Below are 4,186 nucleotides of genomic sequence, written 5' to 3'. Positions count from 1 at the left end.
CCACCTGGCCCACCCGCCCCTGACCGGGCGGGGGCCGCGCCAGGTGTCTGATCGGGGACAGCCGGGTGTCCGGGAACACAGGGAGAATCGGCCGGGTTCTACCTCCACCGAGGGGCTGCCGTGGTCACAGTGGCACGCTCCACGCCCTACCCTGGGTGTACGGTGACGCCGTCCGGCGCGACCACCGATCGTCCGGGGCGGATTGCCGCCCGCGAAACCCGAAACACGGACGGCGCGTTACGTTGGACATCCGGACCGCTGGGTATCGGTGGGTCGAGTGCGCCCCGAACCGGGCGCAGGCGCGGCCATGAGCAGGAAAGAGGTCGAAACAGACGTGCCGAGCAAAGCTGGAACCACCCGTCTGGTCATCGTCGAGTCCCCGGCGAAGGCCAAGACGATCTCGGGCTACCTCGGCCCGGGGTACGTCGTGGAGGCCAGCTTCGGGCATGTCCGCGACCTGCCGCGTAACGCCGCCGACGTCCCGGCCCGGTACAAGGGCGAGCCGTGGGCCCGGCTCGGGGTCGACGTCGACAACGGCTTCCATGCCCTCTACGTCGTCTCCGCCGACCGCAAGCAGCAGATCAGCAAGCTGACCAAGCTGGCCAAGGAGGTCGACGAGATCTTCCTGGCCACGGACGAGGACCGCGAGGGCGAGGCGATCGCCTGGCACCTGGTGGAGACGCTCAAGCCGAAGGTGCCGGTCCGGCGGATGGTCTTCCACGAGATCACCAAGCCGGCGATCCAGGCGGCGGTGGCCAACCCGCGGGAGATCGACCGCGACCTGGTCGACGCCCAGGAGGCCCGGCGCATCCTCGACCGGCTGTACGGCTACGAGGTCTCCCCGGTGCTGTGGAAGAAGGTCATGCCGAGGCTCTCGGCGGGCCGGGTGCAGTCCGTGGCGACCCGGATCGTGGTCGAGCGGGAGCGGCAGCGGATGGCGTTCCGCACCGCCGAGTACTGGGACATCCTGGCCACCCTGGCGGTGACGAACGCCGGCGAGGGGCCGCGCAACTTCAACGCCACCCTGGTCGCGCTGAACGGCGACCGGATCGCCACCGGCAAGGATTTCGAACCGACCACGGGCCGGGTCAAGCCCGGTGCCGGGGTGGTGCACCTCGACGAGGGCGGGGCCCGCGGGCTCGCCGCCCGGCTGGAGGGGCGGCCGTTCGCCGTCACCCGGGTCGAGGAGAAGCCCTACCGCCGCCGCCCGTACGCGCCGTTCATCACCTCCACGCTCCAGCAGGAGGCGGCCCGCAAGCTGCGGCTCTCGTCGCAGCAGACGATGCGCACCGCGCAGCGGCTGTACGAGAACGGCTACATCACCTATATGCGTACCGACTCGGTGAACCTGTCGGACACCGCCATCGCGGCGGCTCGCCGGCAGATCGTCGAGCTGTACGGCGAGCGCTGTGTGCCGCCGGAGCCGCGCCGCTACACCGGCAAGGTGAAGAACGCGCAGGAGGCGCACGAGGCGATCCGGCCGGCGGGGGACAACTTCCGCACCCCGGGCGAGGTGGCCAAGGAACTGTCGGCCGAGGAGTTCAAGCTCTACGAGCTGATCTGGCGGCGCACCATCGCCTCGCAGATGACCGACGCGGTCGGCTCCAGCGTCTCGGTGCGCATCCGGGCGACCACCGCCGGCGGCGAGGAGGCCGACTTCGGCGCCACCGGCAAGACCATCACCGACCCGGGCTTCCTGCGCGCGTACGTCGAGTCCAGCGACGACGAGAACGCCGAGGCGGAGGACGCCGAGCGCCGGCTGCCCAACCTGGTCAAGGACCAGCCGCTGACCGCCGAGGAGCTGGCCGCGCAGGGCCACCACACCCAGCCGCCGGCCCGCTACACCGAGGCGTCGTTGGTCAAGGCCCTGGAAGAGCTGGGCATCGGCCGGCCGTCCACGTACGCGTCGATCATGCAGACCATCCAGGACCGCGGGTACGTCGTGAAGCGCGGCCAGGCGATGATCCCGTCCTTCCTGGCGTTCGCGGTGATCGGGCTGATGGAGCGGCACTACCCGCGCCTGATCGACTACGACTTCACGGCCAGCATGGAGAACGAGCTGGACGAGATCGCCGGCGGCGACCATGCGGCGGTCGACTTCCTCACCGCGTTCTACTTCGGCACCACCAACGGTGCCGGCGACCAGGACATCGCCCGCTCCGGCGGCCTGAAGAAGCTGGTCACCGAGAACCTCAGCGAGATCGACGCGCGCAGCGTCAACTCGATCCCGCTGTTCACCGACGACGAGGGGCGTGAGGTGGTGGTGCGGGTCGGCCGGTACGGGCCGTACCTGCAGCGCCGGGTGCCGGGCGAGGAGCAGGCACCTGCGGCGGAGGGCGAGGAGGGCGCGACCCCGGGCGACCGGGCGCCGATCCCCGAGGGCCTGGCGCCGGACGAGCTGACCCCGGAGAAGGTGCACGAGCTGTTCCTCGGCGGCGGTGGCGAGCGCAAGCTCGGTGACGACCCGGCGACCGGCGAGCCGATCGTGCTCAAGTCCGGCCGGTTCGGCCCGTACGTGGCCAGTGGCGAGCGCAAGTCGTCGCTGCTCCGCTCGCAGTCCCCGGATTCGCTCACCTTCGACGAGGCCCTCAAGCTGCTCAGCCTGCCCCGCCTGGTCGGCGTGGGCCCGGACGGCGCCGAGGTGTTCGCCAACAACGGCCGCTACGGCCCGTACGTCAAGCGTGGTGAGGAGTTCCGCTCGCTGGACTCGGAAGACAAGATGTTCACCGTCACGCTGGACGAGGCGCTGGCGCTGCTGGCCGCCCCGAAGGCCCGACAGCGCCGGGCCGCCGCCCCGCCGCTGCGCGAGATGGGTGTCGACCCGCTGACGGAGAAGCCGCTGGTCATCAAGGACGGCCGGTTCGGCCCGTACGTCACCGACGGGGAGACCAACGCCTCCCTGCGGCGGGGTCAGACGCCCGAGGCGCTGAGCCTGGAGGAAGCGGCCGAGATGCTCGCCGAGAAGCGGGCGAAGGGCCCGGCGCCGAAGAAGGCCGCAGCCAAGAAGGCCCCCGCCAAAAAGGCCACCGCCAAGAAGGCCACCGCGACCAAGGCCACCGCCAAGAAGGCCACCGCGACCAAGGCCACCGCCGCAAAGAAGACCGCCGCGGCCAAGTCCACCCCCACCAAGAAGACCACCACCGCGCGTACCACCGACTGACGCTCCGAATCTTGGTACGAAACCGCCCCTCGGAGGGCGCTCTCGTACCAAGATCTCGGCGTCAGGGGCGCCAACCCGCCGCCAGTAGTGCGGTGCGGAGTTGAGTGATCACCGCGGTGGGGTCGTGGCGGATGGCCCAGGCGGGGAAGCGCAGCACCCGGTCCCCGTTCTGCCACAGGTCGTTCTGGCGGCGCATGTCCACCCAGGCGGTGGCGCGGTCGAGGTGTTGGCCACCGTCGATCTCCACGTGCACCCGCCATTCCTCGAACCAGGCGTCCAGGTAGCGGCGCCGACCAGCGGCGTCCCGGCGGACCGCCTGCCGGGTCGGCTCGGGTAGCCCGGCGCTCCGGACCAGCCCGAGGAAATCCAGCTCCGAAAGGGAGTGTGCGCCACCTGCCGCATCGGCCGCGGTCTGCCCGATCAGGCTGCGGCGCCGCGCCCGTGGGAGCCGGTCGAGTACGCGCTGCACGTGGTCGCCACCGACGAGGCGCTGCTGGAAACCGGCCGCGATGATCGCCCGGGCCTCGTCGTCGTTAGGTGCCCACTGCGCCGCGTCCACCAGCGACCGCGCCGGCATTGTGCGGCGCGGTTGTCCTACCGCGAGGACATCCTCGTCGGTCAGGATGGTGGTGCGGTGCACCCGGATGCGGGGCGGCATCGACCGCGTCTGGTGGCGGGCCGGTAGGAGCACGTGCGCGAGCCCGTCGTCATACCGGCGCAGGCCCCAAGCCCGGGCGGCGCTCAGCCCACCGAGTACCGCGGTCGGGCCGGCGGCGAGGACGGCGATCCACGGCAGTTGCGCCGGAGTGACCGGCCCGTTGTGGGTGATGTACACGGCACGGTGCACCTGCCGCCACCGGCCAGACCCGACTCGGTGCCGGATCGCCTTCGGCGACAGATGTCGGCGAGCCTGATCGAGGCTGAGCACGTCCTCCTGGTGGAACAGCAGCCAGGTCAGCTCGTCCGCGTCATCTCCGGGCAGCTCCCGTCCCCACTCTTGCCGAGCCCCCGACGCCAGCTCACGCC

Annotated in this window: 2 protein-coding genes; one reads left to right on the top strand and one right to left on the bottom strand. The window is 71.2% G+C overall.

Going from position 1 to position 4,186, the window contains the following annotated elements; genetic code table 11:
- Nucleotides 1–334: 334 nt before the first annotated feature.
- Nucleotides 335–3,160: a type I DNA topoisomerase gene (gene topA / locus C1I95_RS32280; RefSeq protein ID WP_111219693.1), complete on the top strand. Its 2,826-nt coding sequence runs from the start codon at nt 335–337 to the stop codon at nt 3,158–3,160.
- A gap of 61 nt (nt 3,161–3,221) precedes the next feature.
- On the opposite strand, the gene C1I95_RS32275 is transcribed toward topA, so the two are convergent.
- Nucleotides 3,222–4,186 (bottom strand): DUF559 domain-containing protein (locus C1I95_RS32275; RefSeq protein WP_325048887.1); only part of this gene is annotated, 965 nt, incomplete at its 5' end.

Source organism: Micromonospora craterilacus (genome assembly GCF_003236315.1).
In the GTDB taxonomy this organism is placed as follows: domain Bacteria; phylum Actinomycetota; class Actinomycetes; order Mycobacteriales; family Micromonosporaceae; genus Micromonospora; species Micromonospora craterilacus.
Note: the sequence above shows the minus strand (reverse complement) of the source record. Positions and strands in the feature narration are given on the sequence as shown.